The organism is Leptotrichia sp. oral taxon 218, from assembly GCF_018128225.1.
Classification (GTDB): Bacteria; Fusobacteriota; Fusobacteriia; order Fusobacteriales; family Leptotrichiaceae; genus Leptotrichia.
This window is the reverse complement of sequence record NZ_CP072377.1, coordinates 1,949,669-1,973,455: the sequence shown is the minus strand read 5'-3', so window position 1 is coordinate 1,973,455 and position 23,787 is coordinate 1,949,669. Positions and strand designations below refer to the sequence as shown.

Below are 23,787 nucleotides of genomic sequence, written 5' to 3'. Positions count from 1 at the left end.
AAAATTAAATTAAAGGAGGATTTATGAAATTAGTATTAATCAGACATGGTGAAAGCCAATGGAATTTGGAAAACAAATTTACTGGATGGAAAGATGTAGATTTAAGTCCTAAAGGTGTGGAAGAAGCAAAAGCTGGAGGAAAAGCATTAAAAGAACAAGGCTTAGTTTTTGATGTTGCTTATACTTCTTACTTAAAAAGAGCTATCAAAACTCTAAATTATGTTTTGGAAGAATTGGATGAATTGTATATTCCAGTTTACAAATCTTGGAGACTTAATGAAAGACACTACGGTGCATTACAAGGATTGAATAAAGCAGAAACTGCTAAAAAATATGGAGATGACCAAGTGCTTATCTGGAGAAGAAGTTTTGATGTTGCACCACCTGCAATTGACAAATCAAGTGAATATTATCCAAAATCAGACAGAAGATACGCAGATTTAACTGATGAAGAAGCACCACTTGGAGAAAGTTTAAAAGATACAATCGCAAGAGTGTTACCTTACTGGCATTCAGATATTTCAAAAAGCTTAAAAGAAGGTAAAAATGTTATTGTAGCAGCTCATGGAAACAGCTTGAGAGCATTAATAAAATATTTGTTAAATATTTCAGATGAAGATATCTTGAAATTAAACTTAACAACTGGAAAACCATTAGTTTTTGAAATAGACAAAGATTTAAATGTGGTTTCATCACCAGATTCTTTCTAAAAATTTTAAAATTTTTGAGCAAGAGTAAGTTTTTATTCTTGCTTTTTTTTTTAAAATAAAGAAAACTTTAAATAAAAGAAAAACAAAGTTTTGTATGGTATAATTGACTCACAAGTTAATAATTAGATTACATAAAAATAAAAAATTTAAAAGCATTAGTTAATGTAGTAATGGTTGCTGCTTTTATAACAGCAATTGCTGAAACAAAAAATAATACAGTCAAGCAAAGATTTTTAGTAAAACTTGTTTGACTATATTTTTTAAAAAAATTTTGGAGGAGATAGAAATGTTTAAAATAAAAGGAATATTGTATTTAGTAATAACGGGACTTATGGCAGTGGTACCGCTTAATGCAGCTGGAACCGATAAAGGTTTAGTTTGTATTGATCCTGGTCATCAATTAAAAGGAAATTCAGGACTTGAACCTGTAGCGCCAGGATCGAATGTGAGAAAAGTGAAAGTTTCATCTGGGACAAGAGGAGTTGCAACAAAAAAAAATGAATATCAGTTGACTCTTGAAGTTGGATTAAAATTAAGAGATGCATTAAAAACAAAAGGTTATCCAGTTTATATGATAAGAGAAACAAATGATGTAAATATAAGTAATAAGGAGAGAGCTGAAAAAGCAAATAGCATGGGATGTGAAGCCTATATCAGAATACATGCCGATGGAATAAACAATTCAAGTACAAACGGAGTTTCAGTTTTGACAGCTTCAGCAAAAAATCCATATACAAAAGATGTTCAGCGTCCGAGTGAAAAATTGTCAAGAGATATTTTATCTGAATATGTAAAAGCGACAGGTGCTAAAAACAGAGGAATTTCATACAGAGATGACTTAACAGGGACAAACTGGTCAAAAGTTCCAACTACATTAATAGAATTAGGATTTATGTCAAATCCTGCAGAAGATAGAAAAATGGCAACACAAGAATATCAAAATAAAATGGTGACAGGAATTTTAAATGGAATAGAAAAATATTTTAGAGAAAAATAAAGATGTAAATTTATTTGAAACTAAAAAAGATATTCTAAAATTATTTTTTTGAAGGGAATTTTGGAGAGCTAAGTTAAAAAAAAACTATTGTTTACCCTTGACAAAAGGTCTTTTTTAGTATAAAATGTTTTTGGTAAAATGTTGCAAAATAAAATTGCAATAGTTCAGGGTTGAGCGTCCGTTGTGCCTGATATGAAATATTGGGAAAAGCTTTCCGTTATAACTCATAAACTAAATCATTAAAAATATTTTTAATATTTTTATAGAGTGAATTTAGAAGTAAGTTGCTACATTTAAAATAAATGTACACCTATGTTTTTTAATAAAAGACATAAACTGAAGAAATGAGCTTTATTTGAAAAAAGTTTTAGTTTTGAAAATAACGACAGAATATATATAAATTAAAGAAATTTGAGAGGAGGAAAAAGATGCCTACTATTAATCAATTAGTAAGATTTGGTAGAAGTACAACTGAAAAAAAGAAAAAATCACCTGCATTAAAAGGTAATCCACAAAAAAGAGGGGTTTGTGTAAGAGTATATACAACTACACCTAAAAAACCAAACTCAGCGTTAAGAAAAGTAGCAAGGGTTAAATTAGTAAATGGAATTGAAGTAACTGCTTATATTCCAGGAATCGGACACAACTTACAAGAACACAGTATCGTTCTTTTAAGAGGAGGAAGAACAAAAGATTTGCCAGGGGTTAGATATAAAATAATCAGAGGAGCATTGGATACAGCAGGAGTTGTAAACAGAAAACAAGGTAGATCAAGATACGGTGCAAAAAAACCGGCAGCAGCTAAATAATTAAATTTTTTGAAAAAGTAAGGAGGACAAATAGTGTCAAGAAGAAGAAGAGCGGAAAAAAGAGATGTTTTGCCTGATTCGCAATACAATGATAAAGTAGTAACTAAATTCATAAATGGATTAATGAAAGACGGAAAAAAATCATTAGCAGAAAGTATTTTTTATACAGCATTAAACGAAATTAAGGAAGAAACTAACGAAGAGGGAATTGAAGTGTTCAGAAGAGCAATGGAAAATGTTAGACCTCAATTAGAAGTTAGATCAAGAAGAATCGGAGGAGCTACTTACCAAGTACCAGTTGAAGTTAGAAAAGAAAGACAACAAACTTTAGCAATCAGATGGTTAGTTAGATACACAAGAGAAAGAAAAGAATATGGAATGGTAGCTAAACTTAAAAAAGAATTAATTGCAGCCGCTAATAATGAAGGTGGATCAATTAAGAAAAAAGAAGATACTTATAAAATGGCTGAAGCAAATAGAGCGTTCGCACATTACAAATGGTAATTTTCTTATAAAAAAATCTCTTGATATAGCAGATTTAAGAGAATTTTTAAAAGTTTTTGTAAAAAACTTTTTATTTGTCAGAAGACAGTTAATAAATTAAGGAGGAAAACTTAAATGGCAAGAAAAGTTGCTTTGAAAGATACTAGAAATATTGGTATCATGGCTCATATTGATGCTGGAAAAACAACTACAACTGAAAGAATTTTATTCTATACAGGAGTTAACCATAAAATTGGAGAGGTTCATGAAGGAGCCGCTACAATGGATTATATGGAACAAGAACAAGAAAGAGGAATTACAATTACATCAGCAGCAACAACTGCATTTTGGAATAAACATAGAATTAACATCATAGATACACCAGGTCACGTTGACTTTACGGTTGAAGTTGAAAGATCTTTAAGAGTATTAGATGGAGCGGTTGCAGTGTTCTCAGCAGTTGATGGTGTTCAACCACAATCTGAAACAGTTTGGAGACAAGCTGATAAATACAACGTTCCAAGAATGGCTTTCTTTAATAAAATGGATAGAGTTGGAGCAGATTTCGATATGTGCGTCAACGACATTAAAGAAAAATTAGGTGGAAACGGCGTACCTATTCAATTACCAATTGGTGCTGAAGATGATTTCGAAGGAATCATTGACTTGGTAACAATGAAAGAATATTTATTTAAAGATGAAACTATGGGTGCAGACTATGATATTACTGAAATTAGAGCAGAATTAGCTGAAAAAGCTGAAGAAGCAAGAGAGCATATGATTGAATCTGTAGTTGAAACTGATGATGAATTAATGGAAAAATACTTCGGTGGAGAAGAAATTTCTGAAGAAGAAATCAAAAAAGCATTGAGAGCTGCTACAATCGAAGGAACTGTTGTACCAGTATTATGTGGAACAGCATTTAAAAATAAAGGAATTCAACCATTACTTGATGCAATCGTTGCTTATATGCCTTCACCAGTTGATATCAATGAAGGAAAAGTAAAAGGAACTGATCCTAAAACTGAAGAACCAATGGAAAGAGAAATTAGCGATGACGCTCCATTCTCAGCATTGGCATTTAAAATTATCACAGATCCATTTGTTGGAAGATTATCATTCTTCAGAGTTTATTCAGGAATTTTAGAAAAAGGTTCTTATGTATTGAACTCAACTAAAGGTAAAAAAGAAAGAATGGGAAGATTGCTTCAAATGCACGCTAATAAGAGAGAAGAACTTGATGTAGTTTACTCTGGAGATATAGCTGCTGCAGTTGGATTAAAGGATACTACAACAGGAGATACATTGTGTGCTGAAAATGCGCCAATTATCCTAGAAAAAATGGAATTCCCTGATACAGTTATTCAAATAGCTGTTGAACCAAAAACAAAAGCTGACCAAGAAAAAATGGGAACAGCACTTTCAAAACTTGCTGAAGAAGATCCAACATTTAAAGTTACAACTAACCAAGAAACTGGACAAACATTGATTTCAGGAATGGGAGAATTACATTTGGAAATCATCGTAGACAGAATGAAGAGAGAATTTAAAGTTGAAGCAAATGTAGGTAAACCACAAGTTGCATACAGAGAAACAATCAATGGTGCAGCGGATGTTGAAGAAAAATATGCTAAACAATCAGGAGGACGTGGACAATACGGACATGTTAAGATGAAAGTTGAAGCAAATCCAGATAAAGGCTATGAATTTATCAATCAAATTACAGGAGGAGCTATTCCAAGAGAATATATTCCAGCTGTAGATAAAGGTATTCAAGAAGCACTAGAAGCGGGAGTAGTTGCAGGATACCCAGTTCAAGATGTAAAAGTTACATTATACGACGGATCTTACCACGAAGTCGATTCATCAGAAATGGCGTTTAAAATTGCTGGATCAATGGCAATCAAAAAAGCTCTAAGAGCTGCAAACCCAGTATTATTAGAACCAATTTTTAAAGTTGAAGTTACAACACCAGAAGAATATATGGGAGATGTAATCGGAGACTTGAACTCAAGAAGAGGACAAGTTTCAGGAATGACTGATAGAAATAATGCAAAAATTATTGATGCACAAGTACCATTAGCTCAAATGTTTGGATATGCAACTGACTTAAGATCAAAAACTCAAGGAAGAGCTTCATATTCAATGGAATTTGAAAAATATGTAGAAGTGCCTAAAAATATTGCACAACAAGTTATTGATGAAAGACAAGGAAAGTAAAGTAAAGTAAAACTAAATAAAATTAAAAAAAAATAAAAGAAATTTAAAATAAAATATGGAGGAAAAAGAGAAAGATGGCAAAAGCTAAATTCGAGAGAAGTAAACCACATGTAAACATAGGAACAATTGGTCACGTTGACCACGGAAAAACAACAACAACAGCAGCAATTTCAAAAGTATTATCTGAAAAAGGATTAGCTGAAAAAGTTGATTTTGAAAACATTGACCAAGCTCCTGAAGAAAGAGAAAGAGGAATTACAATTAACACTGCTCACATTGAGTATGAAACTGCAAAAAGACACTACGCTCACGTAGATTGTCCAGGACACGCGGATTATGTAAAAAACATGATCACAGGAGCAGCTCAAATGGATGGTGCTATTCTAGTAGTATCAGCAGCTGACGGTCCAATGCCTCAAACAAGAGAACACATCTTGCTAGCAAGACAAGTAGGAGTACCTTATATCGTAGTATACTTAAATAAAGTAGATATGGTAGACGACGAAGAATTATTAGAATTAGTAGAAATGGAAGTAAGAGAATTATTAAATGAATACGGATTCCCTGGAGACGATGTACCAGTAATTAAAGGGTCTTCATTAGGAGCATTAAATGGAGAACAAAAATGGGTAGATGCAATCATGGAATTGATGGATGCAGTGGATGAATATATCCCAACACCAGAAAGACCAATTGACCAACCATTCCTTATGCCAATTGAAGATGTATTCACAATTACAGGAAGAGGAACAGTAGTAACAGGAAGAGTAGAAAGAGGAGTAGTAAAAGTTGGGGAAGAAGTAGAAATCGTAGGAATTAAACCAACTTCAAAAACAACAGTAACAGGAGTAGAAATGTTCAGAAAATTATTAGATTCAGGACAAGCTGGAGATAATATAGGAGCATTATTAAGAGGAACTAAGAAAGAAGAAGTGGAAAGAGGACAAGTATTGGCAAAACCAGGAACAATCACTCCACATACAGGATTTAAATCAGAAGTATATGTATTGACAAAAGATGAAGGAGGAAGACATACTCCATTCTTTACAGGATACAAACCACAATTCTATTTCAGAACAACTGATATTACAGGAGAAGTAAACTTACCAGAAGGTGTAGAAATGGTAATGCCTGGAGATAACATTGAAATGACAGTAGAATTGATTCACCCAATTGCAATGGAAGAAGGATTAAGATTTGCGATTAGAGAAGGTGGAAGAACAGTAGCTTCAGGAGTAGTTGCAACTATTACTAAATAATTGATTAATTTAACAAAAAGATAGCAAGAAGTCTCCAACATCTATAAGTGGGAGATGAATTGCATTTTTGATTGATATTTATAGCAAAATGTATTACACTAAATATATCAGGGTAGGAATTACCCGAAGAGCTTGGTAAATATATTTGGCTAACAAAAGCAGATACTTCCCAAGAAGCTCCCACTTCTAAAAGCGGGAGTAGTTCACTAAAATAAAATTTTCAAAGGTTTGGGAGAAATATTTTCTCATTCCTTTGGAATTCAATAAAAAAAAAGATTTTGTAACTTTGAAAAGTGTTTTATAAAAATAGGAGGAAAAAAATTGGATAAATTAAGAATATATCTTCAATCTTACGATCATAAATTGTTAGACCAATCTGCTAAAAAAATTGCAGAAGTAGCTAAAAAGAATGGTTCACAATTAGCAGGACCACTTCCATTGCCTACAAAAATCAAAAAATATACAGTTTTAAGATCTGTTCATGTGAACAAAGATTCAAGAGAACAATTTGAAATGAGAATACATAGAAGATTTGTAGAAATTAAAAATTCTAATCAACAAATCGTAAATGCATTAGCATCATTGAACTTACCATCAGGTGTGGGAGTTGAAATTAAGCAATCGTAAGCTTAGTACAAGTTGGGGTAAGCTCAACCAATATATTAAGGAGGAAAATTAAAAAATGATATTAGGAAAAAAAGTTGGAATGACTCAAATTTTCGAAAATGAACAATTAATCCCAGTTACAGTAATTGAAGCTGGAACAAATTTTGTAACACAAATCAAGACAGTTGAAAAAGAAGGATATAACGCTATAACCTTAGCATATGGAGATAAAAAAGAAAAAAATACAACTAAACCAGAATTAGGAATTTTCAAAAAAGCTGGAATTACTCCGAAAAGATTTTTAAGAGAATTTAAAGTTGAAAATCCAGAAGAATTTTCATTAGGACAAGAAATTAAATTAGATGTTTTAGAAGGAATTGAATTTATTGATATTACAGGAACTTCAAAAGGTAAAGGAACTGCTGGAGTTATGAAAAGACATAACTTTGGAGGAAACAGAGCTTCACACGGGGTTTCAAGAAATCACAGACTTGGAGGATCAAATGCCGGAGGTGCTGCTTCAAACAGTAATGTACCTAAAGGTAAAAAAATGGCTGGAAGATTGGGAGCTGAAAAAGTTACAGTTCAAAACTTGCAAGTTGTTAAATTTGATGTAGAAAATAACCTTTTATTAGTAAAAGGTGCGGTTCCAGGACCTAAAAATGGATTTTTAATAATAAAAAAAGCAGTAAAAAAATATTAATTAAGTAGGAAAGAGAGGAGGATAAAATGCCAGTTTTAAACATATACAAATTAGACGGTTCACAAGCAGGAACTGTAGAAGTAAACAACGAAATTTTTGGAATTGAACCAAATAAAAATGTAATGCACGAAGTTTTAGTTGCAGAATTAGCAGAAGCTAGACAAGGAACTGCATCAACAAAAACTAGAGCAGAAGTAAGAGGTGGAGGAAGAAAACCTTTTAGACAAAAAGGAACAGGAAGAGCTAGACAAGGGTCAACAAGAGCACCACATATGGTAGGTGGAGGAGTTACTCACGGACCAAAACCAAGAAGTTATGCTAAAAAAGTTAATAAGAAAGTTAGAAAATTAGCTTTAAAATCTGCATTAGCTACAAAAATTAACGAAGGAAATGTAATTGTATTGGATGATTTCACATTAGAAACACCAAAAACTAAAACATTTATAAACTTTGCAAAAGCTTTAAATTTTGATGGATTGAAACAATTATTCGTAGTAAGTTTTGATTCAGAAAACTTTGATAGAGATTATTCTGTAGAACTATCTACTAGAAATATTGAAAAAGTTACTACAATTAGTACGAGAGAATTAAATATTTACTGGTTAATTAAACAAGATAAAGTAGTTCTTACAAAAGAAGCACTAGCAACTATCGAGGAGGTGTTAGCGTAATGCATATTACTGATATAATCAAAAAACCTGTAATTAATACAGAAAAAGCAAGAACTTTATTAGAAAACAATGAATATGTTTTTATCGTAGATAAAAGAGCAAACAAAATCCAAATAAAAGAAGCTGTAGAAAAATTATTTAATGTAAAAGTTAAAGGTGTAAATACATTGAACATTAAACCAAAATCTGAAAGATTTAGAATGTCTATGTATAAAACTCCAGCTATTAAAAAAGCAATTGTTAAATTGAAAGATGGAGAAACTATCTCAGCTTACGAAGGATAAAAAGATTTAAAATAATTTTTAAAAAATAAAATTTTAAATAAATAAAAATTTTATAATTTTTTTGTGGAAATTATTTGAAAAAAATGTTATAATACATACAATATTTAAAAAATTTAGAGAAATTATAAAAGAAAAGAGGTAAAAAAAGTTATGCCAATTAAAAAGTTGAAACCAATAACTAGTGGGACAAGGCATATGTCGATATTAGTTAATAATGAATTAGATAAAGTAAGACCTGAAAAATCTTTAGTTGAACCATTAAATTCTTCATATGGAATTGACAACTATGGACATAGAACAGGAAGAAACAGACATAAAGGACATAAAAGATTATATAGAGTAATCGACTGGAAAAGAAATAAAATTGGAGTGCCTGCAAAAGTTGCAACTCTTGAATATGATCCAAACAGAACTGCAAACATTGCATTGTTACACTATGTTGATGGAGAAAAAAGATATATCTTAGCTCCAAACGGATTAAAAAAAGGTGATACAGTAATAGCTGGAGAAAATGTTGATATTAAACCAGGAAATGCTTTAAAATTGAAAAACTTGCCAGTTGGGACTGTAATTCACAATGTAGAACTTATGCCTGGTAAAGGTGGACAGTTGGCAAGATCTGCAGGAACAGCTGCAAGACTTGTTGCAAAAGAAGGAACTTATTGCCATGTGGAATTACCATCAGGAGAATTGAGATTAATTCACAAAGAATGTATGGCTACAATTGGAACAGTAGGAAATTCTGAACATTCATTAGTATCATTAGGTAAAGCTGGAAGAAATAGACACTTAGGAAGAAAACCTCATGTTAGAGGATCAGTAATGAACCCTGTGGATCACCCACATGGAGGAGGAGAAGGAAGATCTCCAATAGGTAGAAAATCACCAGTTACACCTTGGGGTAAACCAACTCTTGGGAAGAAAACTAGAGGTAAAAAACTTAGTGATAAATTTATTGTTAGAAGAAGAAAAAAATAGTATTTTAATGATATTAGATGAAAATGTTGCTTAACGCATCTAAAATATTATTTTATGGTGTGTAAGCGTCATTTTTATGAGTTTAGAAAATTTGATAAAGGAGGAAAGAATGGCTCGTTCATTAAAAAAAGGACCTTTTGTTGATGCATATTTATTAAAAAAAGTTGAAGCATTAGGAGAAAAAAAACAAGTTATTAAAACATGGTCAAGAAGATCAACTATATTCCCTCAATTTATTGGACACACATTTGCTGTGTATAACGGTAAAAAACATATACCTGTATATGTAACTGAGGAAATGGTAGGACATAAGTTAGGTGAATTTGCACCAACTAGAACTTTCTATGGACACGGAAAAGATGCGAAAAAAGCTAAAAAATAAGTAAATTAACGAAAGGAGGCCTTTAAATGGCAGTAGTAGCTAAATTAAAATATCAAAGATTAAGTCCTCAAAAAGCAAGATTAGTTGCTGATATAGTAAGAGGTAAAAATGCGCTACAAGCATTAAATGTATTAAAATTTACAAATAAAAAAGCAGCAAAATATATAGAAAAAACTTTAAGATCAGCAATTGCAAATGCTGAACATAACAACAATATGGATCCTGATAAATTATTTATCTCAAAAATCTTAATTGACAAAGGACCTGTATTAAAAAGAATCAGCCCAAGAGCAATGGGAAGAGCGGATGTTATAAGAAAACCAACTGCTCACATAACAGTTGAAGTTGATGAAAGACAAGAAGGATAATTTTAGACAAATAAAGGAGGTAAGTCTGTGGGACAAAAAGTAGATCCTAGGGGGATAAGATTAGGAATCACAAGAACTTGGGATTCAAAATGGTTCGCTGAGGGAAAAGAATATTTAGTAAACTTTCATGAAGATTTAAAAATAAAAGAATATATCAAAAAAAATTATTACCATGCAGGAATTTCTTCTATTCAAATAGAGAGAACATCACCTACTGAAGTAGGAGTTGTTGTTGAAACTGGAAAAGCAGGAATTTTAATTGGTAGAAAAGGTCAAGAAATTGAAACTTTAAAAATAAAATTAGAAAAATTAACTGGTAAAAAAGTTCAAATTAAAGTTCAAGAAATCAAAAACCCAAATAAAGATGCACAATTAGTAGCTGAAAGTATCGCAACAGCAATTGAAAAAAGGGTTGCTTATAAAAGAGCGGTTCAACAAGCTATTCAAAGAGCTGAAAAAGCTGGAATCAAAGGAATTAAAGTTATGGTATCTGGAAGATTAAATGGTGCCGAAATTGCGAGAAGTGAATGGACACTTTCAGGAAGAGTACCATTACATACTTTAAGAGCGGATGTTGATTATGCAACAGCGACAGCACACACTACATATGGTGCATTAGGATTGAAAGTATGGATTTTCAATGGTGAAGTTCTTTCTGCTACAAAGGAAGGAGGAGAAAAATAATATGTTAATACCTAAAAGAACAAAATATAGAAAACAGTTCAGAGGGAAAATGGGAGGAATTGCAACTAAAGGAAACAAAGTTAGCTTTGGAGAATTTGGACTTGCAGCAAAAGAGTTTGGTTGGATTACTTCAAGACAAATAGAAGCTTGTAGAATTACAATCAACAGAACATTTAAAAGAGAAGGTAAAATTTGGATTAGAATATTTCCTGACAAACCTTATACTAAAAGACCTGAAGGAACAAGAATGGGTAAAGGTAAAGGTAATACAGAAGGTTGGGTAGCAGTAGTAAAAAGAGATAAGGTAATGTTTGAAGTTGGCGGAGTATCGGAAGAAAAAGCCAAAGAAGCATTAAGAAAAGCTGGACATAAACTACCTATAAAAGTTAAATTTGTGAGAAAAGAAGTAGGTGGTGATAAATAATGACAATCAAAGAAATTAGAGAATTATCATTAGAAGAATTGGAAACTAAAGTAAATGAGTTGAAACAGGAATTATTTAATTTAAAATTTCAAAAAACTCTTGGACAATTACAAAACACTGCTAAAATAAAAGATGTTAAAAGAACAATAGCAAGATTAAAAACTGTTGTGACTGAAAAAACTGTTAAATAGGAGGATCCTAAGTGGAAGCTAAAAGAAACGAAAGAAAAGTAAGAGAAGGAATCGTTGTTTCTGATAAAATGGATAAAACAGTAGTCGTTTTGGAAGAGACAATGAGATTACATAAAATTTATAAAAAAAGAGTGAAAACTTCTAAAAAATATAAAGCACATGATGAAAAAAATGAATGTGGCGTAGGGGATAGAGTTCAAATTATGGAAACTAGACCATTAAGTAAAGATAAAAGATGGAGAGTTGTTACTATTTTAGAAAAAGCTAAATAGTTTTAGATTAATAGTAAAATTCAAATTTAGACATATTTTTAATTTTTGAGAGGAGGAAATTTTAAATGGTTCAACAACAAACAATACTTAATGTTGCTGATAATACTGGAGCTAAAAAAATTATGGTTATCAGAGTATTAGGTGGTTCAAGAAGAAGATTCGGTAAAATTGGTGATATTGTAGTAGCGTCAGTTAAAGAAGCTATCCCTAATGGAAATGTGAAAAAAGGGGAAGTTGTAAAAGCTGTAATCGTTAGAACAAGAAAAGAATTAAAAAGAGCAGATGGTTCTTATATAAAATTTGATGATAATGCTGCTGTTATTTTAAACACTGCATTAGAAGTTAGAGGAACGAGAATTTTCGGACCTGTGGCAAGAGAATTAAGAGGTAAAAACTTTATGAAAATTGTTTCATTGGCACCAGAAGTACTATAATTAAATAAAGTTTTTTATAAAAGATAAATTAATAGGAAGGAGAGTTTGAAAGTGGCAAAACCAAGAGTAAAATCAGTACCTAAAAAATTACATGTTAAAACTGGAGATACAGTTATTGTAATTAGCGGAAGATCAAAAGATTTACCTAGAAATGAAAAAAGCGCTCAAACTGGAGATAAAGGAAAAATAGGAAAAATATTAAAAGTATTCCCTAAAACTGGAAAAATTATTGTTGAAGGTGTAAATATTCAAAAAAGACATGTTAAACCTAATGCAACGAACCCACAAGGTGAAGTTGTCGAAAGAGAAATGCCAATATTCGCTTCTAAAGTTATGATTTGGGATGAAAGTGCTAAAAAACCAACTAGAACTAGAAAAGAATTTAGAGATGGAAAAAAAGTGAGAATATCAGTAGTATCTGGTAATGAAATATAATATTTGAGAGAGGAGGATGAATAAATGTCTGAAAAATACATGCCAAGATTACAAAAATTATATAAAGAAGAAATTATCTCTTCTTTGATGAAAGAATTAAATTTAAAAAACATCATGCAAGTGCCAAAAATTGACAAAATTATCGTAAATATGGGGATTGGTGAAGCAGTAAACAACCCTAAATTAATTGATACAGCATTAAATGAATTAAAACTGATTACAGGACAACAGCCTGTTGCAAGAACTGCTAAAAAATCAGAAGCTGGATTTAAATTGAGAGAAGGACAAAAAATCGGTGTAAAAGTAACATTGAGAAAAGAAAAAATGTACGAATTTTTAGATAGATTAATTAGTGTTACTTTACCAAGAGTTAGAGATTTCGAAGGTGTTTCACCTAAAGGATTTGATGGAAGAGGAAATTATACATTGGGATTAAGAGAACAAATCGTATTCCCTGAAATCGAAATTGATAAAGTAGATAAAATCTTTGGATTAGGAATCACAATTGTATCTACAGCAGAAAATGATGAGCAAGGAAGAGCTTTGTTAAAAGCATTCGGAATGCCGTTTGCAAAATAGTATTATTTTGAAGGAGGTGTAATTTAATCAATGGCTAAAAAAGCAATGGTTGAAAGAAACTTAAAAAGAGAAAGAACAGTTGATAAATATGCAGCTAAAAGAGCTGAATTAAAAGCAAGAGCTAAAAAAGGTGATAGAGAAGCAGTTTTAGAGTTATCAAAATTACCTAGAAATGCTTCACCTACAAGAGTTAGAAACAGATGTCAAATTAATGGTAGACCAAGAGGATATATGAGAGAATTTGGAATATCAAGAGTTATGTTTAGACAATTAGCAGGAGAAGGAGTTATTCCTGGAGTTAAAAAATCAAGTTGGTAATCTTAAGTTAAGCAATTTGTTATAAAATTGCTAAAAATATTTAAAATTAAAATTTTTCAAAAGATTGAGAGGAGGAAAATTAATGTATTTAACAGATCCTATTGCTGATATGCTTACTAGAGTTAGAAATGGTCAAATGGCTAAACATTCAAAAGTAGCAGTTCCATTTTCTAAAATTAAAGAGAGTATGGCTAGTATATTAAAAAATGAAGGATATATAGCAGGATATGAAATAAAAGAAGAAGGAGCTATAAAAAATATAGTTGTATCTTTAAAATATGTAGATGGGGAAGCTGTAATCAAAGGTTTAAAAAGAATATCTAAACCAGGAAGAAGAGTATACACATCTGTTGAAAATTTACCTAAAGTATTAGGTGGGTTAGGAATTGCCATTGTCTCAACGCCAAAAGGTGTTATTATAGACAAAGAATGCAGAAAGCATAATGTTGGTGGAGAAGTACTTTGCTACGTGTGGTAATTTACGCATTTTATAAATATAGGAGGATAAACAATGTCAAGAATAGGTAATAAACCTATAACTATACCAGCTGGTGTAGAAATTAAACAAGATGGTAATAAATTCACTGTAAAAGGACCTAAAGGACAACTTGAAAGAGAACTTAGCAGTGAAATAAAAGTAAATATAGATGGTAATGAGATTACATTTGAAAGATCAAGTAATTTACCAAATATTAGAGCACTTCATGGAACTACAAGAGCAAACTTAAATAATATGATTGTAGGAGTAAGTGAAGGATTTTCTAAAGGATTGGAATTAGTAGGGGTTGGATACAGAGTACAAGCTAATGGAAAAGGATTAACTTTATCGTTGGGATATTCTCATCCAGTTGAAATCGAAGCTGTGGAAGGAATTACTTTCAAAGTGGAAGGAAATACTAAAATTTCAGTAGAAGGAATCGATAAACAACTTGTTGGACAAGTTGCTGCAAATATCAGAGCAAAAAGAGCACCTGAACCTTACAAAGGAAAAGGAGTTAAATACGCTGACGAAGTAATTAGAAGAAAAGAAGGTAAAAAAGGATAGAAAGATAGGAGGTAGATTTTAGTGATTAAAAAACTTGATAGAAATAAATTAAGACAAAAAAAACATAAAAGTATTAGAAAAAAAATCGCAGGAACTGCACAAAGACCTAGACTTTCTGTGTATAGAAGTTCAAAAAATATTTTTGTTCAAATAATTGACGATGTGACTGGAAATACTTTAGTTTCTGCATCAACAATTGAAAAAGATGCAAAACTTGAAAATGGTTCTAATATTGAAGCAGCAAAAAAAGTCGGAGAATCAATTGCTAAAAAAGCGTTGGATAAAGGAATAACAACTGTTGTATTTGATAGATCGGGATACATTTACACAGGAAGAGTTAAAGCATTAGCAGATGCTGCAAGAGAAGCAGGATTACAATTCTAAGAGAAAAGGAGGAAAATAACTTTGGCAAGAGAGAGAGAAAGTAGAGATTCAAGAGATAATAAAGACAATGAATTTAGAGAAAAATTGTTAAGAATAAGCAGAGTATCAAAAACTGTTAAAGGTGGAAGAAGAATATCGTTTTCAGTATTAGCAGCAGTTGGTGATGAAAAAGGTAGAGTAGGTATCGGACTTGGAAAAGCAAACGGTGTACCTGATGCAATTAAAAAAGCAATTGCAAGTGCTAAGAAAAATTTAGTAACTGTATCATTAAAAGGTGGAACTTTACCACACGAACAAATTGGTAAATTTAATGCGACATCTGTATTATTAAAACCAGCTTCTAAAGGGACTGGAGTTATCGCAGGTTCTGCAGCGAGAGAATTATTAGAATTAGCAGGAGTAACAGATATACTTACAAAAATTAGAGGTTCAAAAAACAAAGATAATGTTGCAAGAGCTACATTAGAAGGTTTAAAACAATTAAGATCAATTGAAGAAGTAGCTAGACTTAGAGGAAAATCAGTTGAAGAAATTTTAGGATAATATAGGTTAGGAGGTAAAATTAATGTCTAAAATAAAAGTAACACTTGTTAAAGGAATTAATGGAAGAAAACCTAATCATGTTGCGACTGTTAAATCACTTGGATTAAGAAAAATCAGTCAAAGCGCAGTTCATAACAAAACTGCTGATATAGAAGGAAAAATTAAATTAGTTTCTTATTTACTTAAAGTAGAGGAGGTTTAAAAATAAATGAATCTTAATGAATTAAGACCTGCCGAAGGTTCTAAAAGAGAAAGAAGAAGAATCGGAAGAGGACATGGTACTGGTTGGGGGAAAACAGCTGGTAAAGGACATAACGGACAAAAACAAAGATCAGGTTCATATGTATCACCAATATTTGAAGGTGGACAAATGCCAATAGTTAGAAGAATCCCTAAAAGAGGATTTTCTAATCACCCATTTAAAAAAGATTTTATCGTAATTACATTAAACGATGTTGTTAAAAAATTCAACGACGGAGATGTAGTTAGTTTAGAAACATTAGTTGAAAATGGAGTAGTTAAAAACCCAAGATTTATAACTAAATATTCAGATGAAACATTGAGAAATATTAAAGGAAAAAGAGCTGTAAAAGCTTATTTAAAAGAAAATATTGACTCTTATGTAAAAGAAAGAGAATATACAAGTTTATTAAAAGTTATTGGGAATACAGAAGTTGATAAAAAATTAACAGTAAAAGCTCACAGAATTTCAAAAACAGCTAAAGAATTAATTGAAAAAGCTGGTGGAAGTGTAGAGTTATTAGAAATTAGATCATATTCAGCTAAAGCAGGAAATAACAAAAAAGAAGAAGAAGTTAAGTAAGATTTTAATATCTTGCTTTTTCTTCATATATTAAAGGAGTGATGAAATTGACTCTAGCTGAAGCAGTAACTAGTAGATTAAAAGCTATATTTAACATTCCTGAACTAGAAAAAAGAGTTACATTTACGCTGCTTATGATACTTGTTGCAAGAGTTGGAATTCATATTGCAGTACCAGGAATAAATCAGGAAGCTTTTAAAAATTTTCAAAGTAACAATGCAATTGCTCAATTTTTAAATTTATTTTCTGGTGGAGCAGTAGAAAGAGCATCTATTTTCGCATTGGGAATAGTTCCGTACATTAACGCTTCGATTGTATTTCAATTGTTGGGAGTAATTTTTCCTAAAATTGATGAAATGCAAAAAGAAGGTGGAAAAGAAAGAGATAAGATAACGCAGTGGACTAGATACATAACTATTGTATTGACTTTAATTCAATCATTTGGTATAGCTATAATGTTGCAAAATCAAGGATTGGTTTTAGAGCCAGGAGCTAAATTTATAATTAGTGCGGTAGTTTTAATTACAGGAGGAACTTCATTTTTAATGTGGATTTCTGAGAGAATATCTATAAGAGGAATTGGAAATGGAACTTCTGTGTTGATTTTCTTGAATATTGTCGCAGGTTTGCCAAATGTTGTAAATCAGATGATGATTTCATTAAAATCAGGAATGGGAACAGTTTTACAGACATTGTCATTTGTAGCTTTTGTTGTATTTATTGCTCTTATGGTGTATATTCAGTTAGCTGAAAGAAGAATTCCTATTCAATATGCAGGAAAAGGAAGTCTTGGTTTTGGTGGAGGAACAAGTTCAGTTGGAAAAAGAACTTATTTGCCGTTAAAAATAAATATGTCTGGAGTAATGCCAATCATTTTTGCTTCAGTATTAATGGCAGCACCACCATTTTTAGTGGGAATGATGAAAAGTGGAAGAATAAAAAATATATTGACCGCTCAGTTTGAGCCAAAAGGACCATTATATTTATTATTGTTCGCAGTATTAATTACAGTTTTTTCATTTTTTTATACACTTACAATAGCTTTTGATCCAGAAAAAGTTGCCGAAGATTTGAAACAAAGTGGAGGAACAATTCCAAGTATAAGAGCTGGAGCTGAAACAGCAGATTATTTAGAAAAAGTTGCGACAAGAGTAACATTTGGAAGTGCCTTATTTTTATCGGTATTGGGAATTATGCCAAATATATGGTTTGGATATGTTCTAAATCTTCCTGTTATGCTTGGGGGAACAAGTTTATTAATCTTAGTCGGAACAGCGGTAGAATTACTACTTCAAATTGATTCTTATCTAGCGGTTAAAAAAATGAAGGGTTTTATATCAAAAAAACATAGATAAAAAATAAAGTGCTTTTGAATGTTTAACATTTTTAGCACTTTTTTTATTTTTTTTATTTATTTTTTTAAATAATTTTTTTTCAAAAAATAAGAAATAAATTCTAATATGATTGCAACTGAAAAAATTAAATAGACAAAAACTCCAATTTCTTGAATGTCAAAGTACATCGTTCCCGCCATAAACATATCATAACCAATTCCACCAGCTCCAGCAGCAGCTCCAACTAAAACAGCATTTGTAAAATTTATTTCAAAACGGATAAAAGTCCAAGATAAAATAGAAGTAATCGTACTTGGGAAAATTGCGCAAAATATAATTTGCCAAAAAGAAGCTCCAGTCGACTTTAATGCTTCAATTATTCCATCGTCAAGTTCTTCAAAACTTTCCGAATATGCTTTTACAAGATAAGCCACGCTATGAAAAGTCATTCCAATTACAGCGGCTTCCACTCCGATATTTGCCACAACCGAAAAAACCATAACCCACAAAATAGTTGGAATTGCACGAATAAATGACATAATTACTTTTATAATTTTTGAACTTTTTTCGCTTGCCAAATTTTTTGCAGAAAAAAATGCTAAAAAAAGTGCAATTATTGAACCAATTATTGTTGAAAGTACAGCCAATGCAATTGTAATTACTAGATTATTTAAAACTTCTAAAAAAGTATATCTTTCAGATAATTTTGGTGCAAAAAACATAAGTTTTAAGTCTTTAAGCAAACTTTTTGTCGCAATTTTTATATTTACTCCGCCAAAGTCCATCGTTGCAAATGTATAAATTGTCAAAAGAAATAAAATTGTAAAAGTTACATATAAATATATCTTTTGTTTTGTAATTTTTCTTATTTTTATATTTTTATAATTGTCATTCAAATTAAAATCACTTCCTTTTTTTCTTTCTTATCATAAACAAAGAAACTCTCTTTCTCTCTTTCTCTCTTTCTTTCTTCACTTTTCTTTTTCTCTTTTTTTATTTTATTTATTTATTTTTTTTTACATCATTTCACTTCGCAGTTTGTTAGAAAGCAATTCAATACTTATTACAATTATTGTAACAATTAAAATTACCAATCCTGCAGCGTCGTATCTAAAACTTCTGTAATATAAGTTAAATGTAAATCCGATTCCTGTTCCTGTCAAAATTCCGATTAATGTCGCTTCTCTTATACTGTTTTCGATAAAATATAGAAGCCATGAAAGAAATTGCGGAAAAACAGTTGGAAAAACTCCGCAAAAAATAATTTGCAGATAGGAAGCTCCAGTTGATTTTAACGCTTCTATGTTATCGGTTGCAACTTCGTCTATTGTTTCTGAAAAAGCTCTTGTCAAATAGCCGAAAGTTATAAAAAATAGGGATAAAAATCCAGTAAACTCACTTTGTTTAAAAGAAAAAAGCAGAATTAAAGACCAAGCGACAACTGGCATATTTCTAAAAAATGAAGCTATAATTTTGGATATAATTTTTGTTACAATATTGATTCCTGTGGTATTTGAGCCAATAATTGACAAAAATAGTGCAAATATTGCTGAAACCATTGTAGAACTTATGGAAAGCAAAATAGTTTTTATGGCAGAATCCAAGATTACTGGAAAATATTGAACAGAATTTTTGGTTGGAATAAACTTTTGAAATAGCCAAATTATTCCAGATGGAATCGAGAAAAAAGCAGTTCCATTTTTAAAACCAGCCAAAACAGCCGAAATTATGTAAAGTCCTACAAGCATTACAAAAAATGTGATTTTTGAGTAAAGCCGTTTTTTGAAAATATCTTTTTGATTTAACTCCATATAATCCTCCTATTCATTCTCTTCGTTTTTATAAACATCTTCAATCATTTTATCTGTCAAATTTTCAACTTTGCCATCAAAAACTTTTTTCCCCTTGTTAAGTGCAACAATTCGAGTTGAATATTTTTTTGCAATGTCGACTTGATGAAGATTTATTATACAAGTAATTTTCATTTCTGTGACAATTTTTTTCAAATAGTCCATTACATTTTCTGAAGATTTTGGATCAAGAGAAGCGATTGGCTCGTCGCATAAAAGCAGTTTTGGATTTTGCATAATTGCTCTGGCAATTCCAATTCTCTGTTTCTGTCCACCAGATAATTCACTACATTTTTGATAAGCATATTTAGTCATATTAACTTTTTCTAATAAATTAAAGGCTTCTTTTTTTTCTTCTTTTGAATAAAGTCCAAAAATCGAAGAAAAAGTGGATTTATAGCCAAGCTGACCATGAAGCACATTTTCAATAGCCGTAAGCCGTTCCACTAAATTATAATTTTGAAAAATCATTCCCATTTCTCTGCGGATATTTTTAATTTCTTTTTTTTCATATTTGTAATATCGTGATTTTCAAAATAAATAGATCCAGAAGTGACATCAATCATTTTGTTGATACTTCTAAGCAATGTCGATTTTCCTGAACCAGATGGTCCAATTATTGAAATAAACTCTCCTTTTTCTACATCTAAAGAGACATCACTCAAAGCGTCTATCCCATTTTTATATCTTTTTGAAATATTTTTTATACTAAGTAACATAAATTTCCTTTCCCAAAATATAATTAATAACTTTTTAAATATATTTTTAAAAGAGTTAAGTTAATATCAGTATATCATTTTTTCTAATAATAGTAAATATTTGTTATAAATTTTAATTTTTTATTAAAAAAAATCAAAGTAAATTTTTGATAAATAAAATATTAAAGTTAAAAAAATCAATAAAAATTTTTATTTAAATTTTTCTTTTTTTGTTACAAATCTAAAAAATTGTGATATAATTTTAAATTAAAAGAACAAAAAATTATTAAAAATTTGGAGGAAAATTGAAAAATATAAAAGAATATTTTTTATTAATTTTATTTTTAATTTTTAGTTTTAGTTGCAGCAAATTTGAAAAAAAAGATTTAAAAAATGGAAATAACGAAAAAATTAAAGATAAAAAAGAAATTTCAATTATTGGTGTCGGAGACATCATGCTGGGAAGTAATTATCCAAACGAAGATTTACTGCCAAATACGAATATTTTACAAAATGTTGAAAGTATTTTACAAAATGCCGATATAACAGCTGGAAATTTGGAAGGAACATTGTTTGACAAGGGAGGAGATCCAAAAAAATGTGAGAATCCATCAGTTTGTTATGTCTTTAGAATGCCTTCAAAATATGGCAAATATTTAAAAAACGCTGGTTTTGACTATTTGAGCTTGGCAAATAATCACAGCAACGATTTTGGCGAAGTTGGAATTTTGCAGACAATGGAAAATCTTAATTCATTGGGAATTAAATATTCAGGAATCAAAGAAAAAGCAGAATATTCAATATTAGAAAAAGATGGTATAAAATATGGATTTGTATCATTTGCACCAAATTCTAAAACTGTTGATATAAATGATTATGAATATGCTTCAAATCTTATAAAATCTGTAAAAGAGAAGTCTGATATTGTAGTTGTATTTTTTCACGGCGGAGCTGAAGGAAAGGAACATGAGCATATAACTCGAAATAATGAGATTTTTCACGGCGAAAATCGGGGAAATGTGTTTAAATTTGCTAGAAATGCTGTAGATTCAGGTGCTGATATCGTTTTTGGACAAGGTCCGCATATAACTCGTGCGATAGAACTTTATAAAAATAAATTTATTTCATATAGCGCTGGAAATTTTGCTACTTTTGGAAATATAAGTTTATCTGGAATAAGCGGAATTGCTCCAATTTTTAAAATAAATATTGATAAAAACGGAAATTTTATCAATGGAAAAATTATATCTATAAAACAGGAAAGCGGAGTTTCTAAAGTGATGTTGGACACAAGAAATTCAGCTGCTAAAAAAATTATTAATTTAAGTAAAACTGATTTTCCTGAAGGAAATAATCTTGAAATTTTGGAAGCTGGAGAGATTAACAAGAAATAAAATATTTTTAAATATTTTTTGAAAAATAGTTAAAATTTAAGAGTTTAAATTTTATCGCCATTTTTTTTTATTTTCTAATCTTTTATTTTCTAATTTTTTATTTTTTAATTTAGTAGAAAGAATAGAAATTTACTGATATAATGAAAATAAACATAAAGAATAAAAAAAAGTAAAAATAAAGAATGTGAAATCAAGAATCAAGAATAAAAAATAAAGAATAAAGAGTAAAGAAGAAAAACCAAAAATAAAAAAAAGAAAGAGGAAAAAATGGTACAAAAATTTAAAAGAATGGCAAAATTATCAGAAGTTCTCTTTAAATATGGATTTGAAGAGCTTTTTGACCGCAGCGGAATTGAAAAATTTATTCCGAATAGAATTAAACAAAAAAGTAAGAAAATTGAGAATATAAAGGCAACTTCATTTCCTGAAAGAATCAGAATGGCGATGGAAGAATTAGGACCGACTTATGTCAAATTAGGACAGATGTGCAGCAATAGAACGGATATTTTTTCAGAAGAATTAATTGTGGAGTTCCAAAAACTTCAGGATAAAGTCGAGCCAGAAAAAATAGATATTTATGAAAAAATAAAAAAAGAATTAAATATTGATCCGCTTCAGCGTTTTGAAGAAATTGAAGAAAATCCAATGGCTTCTGCTTCGATGGCACAAGTTTTTAAAGGAAAATTAAAAGATGGAAGCAAAATTGTTCTAAAAGTTAGAAGGGAAAATATAAAAGAAATTGTGGCAGCAGATTTGATTGTGATGAAAGATTTAGCGGCGTATCTTGAAAAAACAAATGAAGAAATAAAAAAGATAAATTTATCATACATAATAAATACTTTTGCAAATTCTATCACAAAAGAGCTCTCGTTCAGAAATGAATTAAACAATATGGAGCGCTTTGCAAATAATTTTAAAAATGATGAAAGAATTCATGTGCCAATAACTTTTAGAGAACTTTCAAATGATAACATTCTCTGTATGGAATTTATTGACGGATTTAAAATTACAGACAAGGAAAAAATTGAAAAATATGGATTTTTGCCTCAAGAAATAGCAAGAACAGGATTAGATTTGTATATTAAACAAGTTTTAAAATATGGATTTTTTCACGCTGACCCGCATCCTGGAAATATTTTGATGATGGAAGATGGAAAGATTGTATTTATTGACTTTGGAGCGATGGGAAGCCTTTATCCGCAAGATAAGGAACTTTTGGAAAGTTTTTTGCTATATTTTATACAAAAAAATATAAAAAAGGCGATAGAAAAAATTAGAGAACTTTCGGTTATTTACAATGTTCCCGATGAAAAAAGTCTTGAGCGGGAATTGACAGAGATTGTGTATATGGTCGATGGAAATTCATTAAATGAAATTAGCTTGGAAGATATTTTTGAAAAAATAAGAATTATTTTAGGAAAAAATCAAATAACACTTCCTGAAGACATTTATCTTTTGGCAAAAGGGATTGGACAAATTGAAGGAATAGGAAGATATCTGGATCCATCTCTTAATATAACAAAAGTTATGAAACCTTATGCCGATGAAATTTCTAAAAAAAGATTGAATCCAATTTATGTTTTTGAAAAAGGCAGCCAAAGATTTTCTCAAATATCTGAAAGTTGGCTCTCACTTCCTGAAGATTTAAAAAGTATATCTCAAAAACTTTTAAACGGCGAATTAAAGCATAAACACGAAGTCATCGGATTTAAAGAACTGCAAAAGACACTGGATAGGCTTGTGACAGCAATAATTATTGCGGCATTACTTATCGCTTCATCAATATTGGTATTGTCAAATGTTCCACCAAAAATAAATGGAATTCCAGCGCTTGGTTTTTTAGGTTATGTAATTTCAGCAATTTTGGGAATCAATGAGATAATAAAAAAAAGAAAATAAAAATTTTTAT

At 30.4% G+C, this 23,787-nt stretch carries 34 protein-coding genes; 30 read left to right on the top strand and 4 right to left on the bottom strand.

Going from position 1 to position 23,787, the window contains the following annotated elements:
• Positions 1-23 precede the first annotated feature (23 nt).
• From gpmA to secY, 28 genes are all read left to right on the top strand, one after another.
• Positions 24-710 (top strand): 2,3-diphosphoglycerate-dependent phosphoglycerate mutase, encoded by a 687-nt coding sequence (gpmA, locus tag J5A73_RS09395; RefSeq protein WP_211615225.1) that lies wholly within the window; start codon positions 24-26, stop codon positions 708-710.
• A 331-nt stretch (positions 711-1,041) separates the two neighbouring features.
• Complete coding sequence (locus tag J5A73_RS09390) at positions 1,042-1,707, top strand: N-acetylmuramoyl-L-alanine amidase (RefSeq protein WP_371813436.1); 666 nt, start codon at positions 1,042-1,044, stop codon at positions 1,705-1,707.
• A 428-nt stretch (positions 1,708-2,135) separates the two neighbouring features.
• Positions 2,136-2,516: a 30S ribosomal protein S12 gene (gene rpsL / locus J5A73_RS09385; protein WP_068155792.1), complete on the top strand. Its 381-nt coding sequence runs from the start codon at positions 2,136-2,138 to the stop codon at positions 2,514-2,516.
• A gap of 33 nt (positions 2,517-2,549) precedes the next feature.
• Complete coding sequence (gene rpsG / locus J5A73_RS09380; RefSeq protein ID WP_094079459.1) at positions 2,550-3,020, top strand: 30S ribosomal protein S7; 471 nt, start codon at positions 2,550-2,552, stop codon at positions 3,018-3,020.
• Between the two features lie 114 nt (positions 3,021-3,134).
• The gene (fusA, locus tag J5A73_RS09375) at positions 3,135-5,219 is read left to right on the top strand and encodes an elongation factor G (RefSeq protein WP_211615221.1); all 2,085 of its coding nucleotides are present in this window, start codon (positions 3,135-3,137) and stop codon (positions 5,217-5,219) included.
• A 74-nt stretch (positions 5,220-5,293) separates the two neighbouring features.
• A complete protein-coding gene (gene tuf, locus J5A73_RS09370; RefSeq protein WP_211615219.1) occupies positions 5,294-6,478 on the top strand; it encodes an elongation factor Tu in 1,185 nt (394 codons plus the stop codon).
• A gap of 321 nt (positions 6,479-6,799) precedes the next feature.
• Entirely contained in the window at positions 6,800-7,105 is a 306-nt protein-coding gene (gene rpsJ, locus J5A73_RS09365; protein ID WP_068158281.1) for a 30S ribosomal protein S10, read from the top strand.
• A 55-nt stretch (positions 7,106-7,160) separates the two neighbouring features.
• Complete coding sequence (gene rplC, locus J5A73_RS09360) at positions 7,161-7,787, top strand: 50S ribosomal protein L3 (RefSeq protein WP_211615217.1); 627 nt, start codon at positions 7,161-7,163, stop codon at positions 7,785-7,787.
• Between the two features lie 26 nt (positions 7,788-7,813).
• Positions 7,814-8,458: a 50S ribosomal protein L4 gene (rplD, locus tag J5A73_RS09355; protein ID WP_094079455.1), complete on the top strand. Its 645-nt coding sequence runs from the start codon at positions 7,814-7,816 to the stop codon at positions 8,456-8,458.
• Positions 8,458-8,742, top strand: a complete 285-nt coding sequence (gene rplW, locus J5A73_RS09350) for a 50S ribosomal protein L23 (RefSeq protein WP_094079454.1) — start codon at positions 8,458-8,460, stop codon at positions 8,740-8,742. Before rplD ends, rplW begins: the two co-directional genes overlap by 1 nt.
• Before the next feature lie 150 nt (positions 8,743-8,892).
• Positions 8,893-9,720 (top strand): 50S ribosomal protein L2, encoded by an 828-nt coding sequence (gene rplB / locus J5A73_RS09345; protein WP_211615215.1) that lies wholly within the window; start codon positions 8,893-8,895, stop codon positions 9,718-9,720.
• 109 nt (positions 9,721-9,829) lie between these two features.
• Positions 9,830-10,102, top strand: coding sequence for a 30S ribosomal protein S19 (gene rpsS, locus J5A73_RS09340; protein ID WP_211615213.1), 273 nt, complete (start codon positions 9,830-9,832; stop codon positions 10,100-10,102).
• A gap of 26 nt (positions 10,103-10,128) precedes the next feature.
• Complete coding sequence (gene rplV / locus J5A73_RS09335; RefSeq protein ID WP_211615211.1) at positions 10,129-10,470, top strand: 50S ribosomal protein L22; 342 nt, start codon at positions 10,129-10,131, stop codon at positions 10,468-10,470.
• A gap of 27 nt (positions 10,471-10,497) precedes the next feature.
• Entirely contained in the window at positions 10,498-11,154 is a 657-nt protein-coding gene (gene rpsC, locus J5A73_RS09330; protein ID WP_211615208.1) for a 30S ribosomal protein S3, read from the top strand.
• Position 11,155: 1 nt separating this feature from the next.
• A complete protein-coding gene (gene rplP / locus J5A73_RS09325; protein WP_211615206.1) occupies positions 11,156-11,578 on the top strand; it encodes a 50S ribosomal protein L16 in 423 nt (140 codons plus the stop codon).
• Complete coding sequence (gene rpmC / locus J5A73_RS09320; protein ID WP_068155820.1) at positions 11,578-11,769, top strand: 50S ribosomal protein L29; 192 nt, start codon at positions 11,578-11,580, stop codon at positions 11,767-11,769. Before rplP ends, rpmC begins: the two co-directional genes overlap by 1 nt.
• 11 nt (positions 11,770-11,780) lie before the next feature.
• On the top strand, positions 11,781-12,041 hold the full coding sequence (gene rpsQ / locus J5A73_RS09315; RefSeq protein WP_211615204.1) for a 30S ribosomal protein S17: 261 nt from the start codon (positions 11,781-11,783) through the stop codon (positions 12,039-12,041).
• Positions 12,042-12,106: 65 nt separating this feature from the next.
• Positions 12,107-12,475 (top strand): 50S ribosomal protein L14, encoded by a 369-nt coding sequence (rplN, locus tag J5A73_RS09310; RefSeq protein ID WP_211615202.1) that lies wholly within the window; start codon positions 12,107-12,109, stop codon positions 12,473-12,475.
• A 51-nt stretch (positions 12,476-12,526) separates the two neighbouring features.
• Positions 12,527-12,910: a 50S ribosomal protein L24 gene (gene rplX / locus J5A73_RS09305; protein ID WP_211615200.1), complete on the top strand. Its 384-nt coding sequence runs from the start codon at positions 12,527-12,529 to the stop codon at positions 12,908-12,910.
• 39 nt (positions 12,911-12,949) lie between these two features.
• Positions 12,950-13,489 (top strand): 50S ribosomal protein L5, encoded by a 540-nt coding sequence (gene rplE, locus J5A73_RS09300; protein WP_211617434.1) that lies wholly within the window; start codon positions 12,950-12,952, stop codon positions 13,487-13,489.
• Between the two features lie 30 nt (positions 13,490-13,519).
• Entirely contained in the window at positions 13,520-13,807 is a 288-nt protein-coding gene (rpsN, locus tag J5A73_RS09295; protein WP_211615198.1) for a 30S ribosomal protein S14, read from the top strand.
• An 82-nt stretch (positions 13,808-13,889) separates the two neighbouring features.
• Positions 13,890-14,285 carry a 30S ribosomal protein S8 gene (gene rpsH, locus J5A73_RS09290; protein WP_211615196.1) on the top strand — a complete coding sequence of 132 codons (396 nt, stop codon included), beginning with the start codon at positions 13,890-13,892 and terminating at the stop codon, positions 14,283-14,285.
• 33 nt (positions 14,286-14,318) lie between these two features.
• Complete coding sequence (rplF, locus tag J5A73_RS09285) at positions 14,319-14,852, top strand: 50S ribosomal protein L6 (RefSeq protein WP_211615194.1); 534 nt, start codon at positions 14,319-14,321, stop codon at positions 14,850-14,852.
• 21 nt (positions 14,853-14,873) lie between these two features.
• Complete coding sequence (gene rplR / locus J5A73_RS09280; RefSeq protein WP_211615192.1) at positions 14,874-15,236, top strand: 50S ribosomal protein L18; 363 nt, start codon at positions 14,874-14,876, stop codon at positions 15,234-15,236.
• Positions 15,237-15,257: 21 nt separating this feature from the next.
• Positions 15,258-15,779, top strand: coding sequence for a 30S ribosomal protein S5 (rpsE, locus tag J5A73_RS09275; protein ID WP_211615190.1), 522 nt, complete (start codon positions 15,258-15,260; stop codon positions 15,777-15,779).
• 22 nt (positions 15,780-15,801) lie between these two features.
• Positions 15,802-15,981 carry a 50S ribosomal protein L30 gene (gene rpmD, locus J5A73_RS09270; RefSeq protein WP_068155850.1) on the top strand — a complete coding sequence of 60 codons (180 nt, stop codon included), beginning with the start codon at positions 15,802-15,804 and terminating at the stop codon, positions 15,979-15,981.
• Positions 15,982-15,987: 6 nt separating this feature from the next.
• Positions 15,988-16,602, top strand: a complete 615-nt coding sequence (gene rplO / locus J5A73_RS09265; protein WP_211615188.1) for a 50S ribosomal protein L15 — start codon at positions 15,988-15,990, stop codon at positions 16,600-16,602.
• 47 nt (positions 16,603-16,649) lie between these two features.
• Positions 16,650-17,957 (top strand): preprotein translocase subunit SecY, encoded by a 1,308-nt coding sequence (gene secY, locus J5A73_RS09260; protein ID WP_211617432.1) that lies wholly within the window; start codon positions 16,650-16,652, stop codon positions 17,955-17,957.
• 56 nt (positions 17,958-18,013) lie between these two features.
• Here secY and J5A73_RS09255 read toward each other — a convergent pair whose 3' ends face one another.
• From J5A73_RS09255 to J5A73_RS10715, 4 genes are all read right to left on the bottom strand, one after another.
• Positions 18,014-18,832, bottom strand: coding sequence for an ABC transporter permease (locus J5A73_RS09255; protein ID WP_211615186.1), 819 nt, complete (start codon positions 18,830-18,832; stop codon positions 18,014-18,016).
• 120 nt (positions 18,833-18,952) lie between these two features.
• The gene (locus J5A73_RS09250; RefSeq protein ID WP_211615184.1) at positions 18,953-19,747 is read right to left on the bottom strand and encodes an ABC transporter permease subunit; all 795 of its coding nucleotides are present in this window, start codon (positions 19,745-19,747) and stop codon (positions 18,953-18,955) included.
• A 9-nt stretch (positions 19,748-19,756) separates the two neighbouring features.
• On the bottom strand, positions 19,757-20,263 hold the full coding sequence (locus J5A73_RS09245) for a phosphonate ABC transporter ATP-binding protein (protein ID WP_256438639.1): 507 nt from the start codon (positions 20,261-20,263) through the stop codon (positions 19,757-19,759).
• On the bottom strand, positions 20,254-20,505 hold the full coding sequence (locus J5A73_RS10715; RefSeq protein ID WP_256438638.1) for an ATP-binding cassette domain-containing protein: 252 nt from the start codon (positions 20,503-20,505) through the stop codon (positions 20,254-20,256). Before J5A73_RS10715 ends, J5A73_RS09245 begins: the two co-directional genes overlap by 10 nt.
• A gap of 284 nt (positions 20,506-20,789) precedes the next feature.
• On the opposite strand from J5A73_RS10715, the gene J5A73_RS09240 reads away from it, so the two are divergent.
• Both J5A73_RS09240 and J5A73_RS09235 read left to right on the top strand, forming a co-directional pair.
• Positions 20,790-21,878 carry a CapA family protein gene (locus J5A73_RS09240; protein WP_371813403.1) on the top strand — a complete coding sequence of 363 codons (1,089 nt, stop codon included), beginning with the start codon at positions 20,790-20,792 and terminating at the stop codon, positions 21,876-21,878.
• Positions 21,879-22,166: 288 nt separating this feature from the next.
• Positions 22,167-23,777 (top strand): AarF/ABC1/UbiB kinase family protein, encoded by a 1,611-nt coding sequence (locus J5A73_RS09235; RefSeq protein ID WP_249069260.1) that lies wholly within the window; start codon positions 22,167-22,169, stop codon positions 23,775-23,777.
• Positions 23,778-23,787: the final 10 nt, after the last annotated feature.

Coding starts and splice junctions, on each gene's coding strand:
- J5A73_RS09235 (WP_249069260.1), top strand. CDS start 22,167: ATGGCAAAATTATCAGAAGTTCTCTTTAAATATGGATTTGAAGAGCTT.
- J5A73_RS10715 (WP_256438638.1), bottom strand. CDS start 20,505: ATGTTACTTAGTATAAAAAATATTTCAAAAAGATATAAAAATGGGATA.
- rplD (WP_094079455.1), top strand. CDS start 7,814: ATGCCAGTTTTAAACATATACAAATTAGACGGTTCACAAGCAGGAACT.
- rplB (WP_211615215.1), top strand. CDS start 8,893: ATGCCAATTAAAAAGTTGAAACCAATAACTAGTGGGACAAGGCATATG.
- rplN (WP_211615202.1), top strand. CDS start 12,107: ATGGTTCAACAACAAACAATACTTAATGTTGCTGATAATACTGGAGCT.
- rplC (WP_211615217.1), top strand. CDS start 7,161: ATGATATTAGGAAAAAAAGTTGGAATGACTCAAATTTTCGAAAATGAA.
- rpmC (WP_068155820.1), top strand. CDS start 11,578: ATGACAATCAAAGAAATTAGAGAATTATCATTAGAAGAATTGGAAACT.
- rplW (WP_094079454.1), top strand. CDS start 8,458: ATGCATATTACTGATATAATCAAAAAACCTGTAATTAATACAGAAAAA.
- rpsH (WP_211615196.1), top strand. CDS start 13,890: ATGTATTTAACAGATCCTATTGCTGATATGCTTACTAGAGTTAGAAAT.
- tuf (WP_211615219.1), top strand. CDS start 5,294: ATGGCAAAAGCTAAATTCGAGAGAAGTAAACCACATGTAAACATAGGA.
- rplO (WP_211615188.1), top strand. CDS start 15,988: ATGAATCTTAATGAATTAAGACCTGCCGAAGGTTCTAAAAGAGAAAGA.
- rpsS (WP_211615213.1), top strand. CDS start 9,830: ATGGCTCGTTCATTAAAAAAAGGACCTTTTGTTGATGCATATTTATTA.
- rplV (WP_211615211.1), top strand. CDS start 10,129: ATGGCAGTAGTAGCTAAATTAAAATATCAAAGATTAAGTCCTCAAAAA.
- J5A73_RS09390 (WP_371813436.1), top strand. CDS start 1,042: ATGGCAGTGGTACCGCTTAATGCAGCTGGAACCGATAAAGGTTTAGTT.
- J5A73_RS09250 (WP_211615184.1), bottom strand. CDS start 19,747: ATGGAGTTAAATCAAAAAGATATTTTCAAAAAACGGCTTTACTCAAAA.
- rpsN (WP_211615198.1), top strand. CDS start 13,520: ATGGCTAAAAAAGCAATGGTTGAAAGAAACTTAAAAAGAGAAAGAACA.
- rpsL (WP_068155792.1), top strand. CDS start 2,136: ATGCCTACTATTAATCAATTAGTAAGATTTGGTAGAAGTACAACTGAA.
- fusA (WP_211615221.1), top strand. CDS start 3,135: ATGGCAAGAAAAGTTGCTTTGAAAGATACTAGAAATATTGGTATCATG.
- J5A73_RS09245 (WP_256438639.1), bottom strand. CDS start 20,263: ATGGGAATGATTTTTCAAAATTATAATTTAGTGGAACGGCTTACGGCT.
- rplE (WP_211617434.1), top strand. CDS start 12,950: ATGCCAAGATTACAAAAATTATATAAAGAAGAAATTATCTCTTCTTTG.
- rplP (WP_211615206.1), top strand. CDS start 11,156: ATGTTAATACCTAAAAGAACAAAATATAGAAAACAGTTCAGAGGGAAA.
- rpmD (WP_068155850.1), top strand. CDS start 15,802: ATGTCTAAAATAAAAGTAACACTTGTTAAAGGAATTAATGGAAGAAAA.
- rplF (WP_211615194.1), top strand. CDS start 14,319: ATGTCAAGAATAGGTAATAAACCTATAACTATACCAGCTGGTGTAGAA.
- gpmA (WP_211615225.1), top strand. CDS start 24: ATGAAATTAGTATTAATCAGACATGGTGAAAGCCAATGGAATTTGGAA.